This is a genomic window from Metalysinibacillus jejuensis, from assembly GCF_003057615.1.
GTDB classification, from domain to species: domain Bacteria; phylum Bacillota; class Bacilli; order Bacillales_A; family Planococcaceae; genus Metalysinibacillus; species Metalysinibacillus jejuensis.
Map to the genome: position 1 here is coordinate 1 of NZ_QAFW01000194.1, position 375 is coordinate 375.

At 50.9% G+C, this 375-nt stretch carries 1 protein-coding gene; it reads right to left on the reverse strand.

Translation table 11 applies throughout. The features are described from left to right. Positions 1-61: 61 nt before the first annotated feature. Positions 62-375: hypothetical protein (locus DDE80_RS15520; protein ID WP_108308668.1), on the reverse strand; the 314-nt coding region annotated here is incomplete at its 5' end.

The window sequence follows — 375 nt, forward strand, 5'->3', positions numbered from 1 at the left end:
AAAGAAGACCCGGGAGAAAAACTCAACATGAAAGACGTTGCCAGAACCAGCGATAAACCCTTCATACTCGACATGACGCAACCTCAGCACTTTCAGCTTCAACGATCTTTAAACTGTCACCAATCCTCCTCATGGAGAGTTCGTCTTTCCTCATCCGGCCAGGCGTCAACGTCCCGTCCTTGGGATTCACAAACCGCCAGTTAGATATATCAGCGCAACCGATAATGGCAATCTCCGAATCATCGCCCTTTGACACCCTATTGACGGTCACGCTAGAGAATGGCGTCTTGACAGGCAGCACTCTGTGGCCCCGACTCTTCGCTTCAGAGTACGCTTTTCGAATCGCCTCGGTACCATCCTCACTGAGGATGCCTT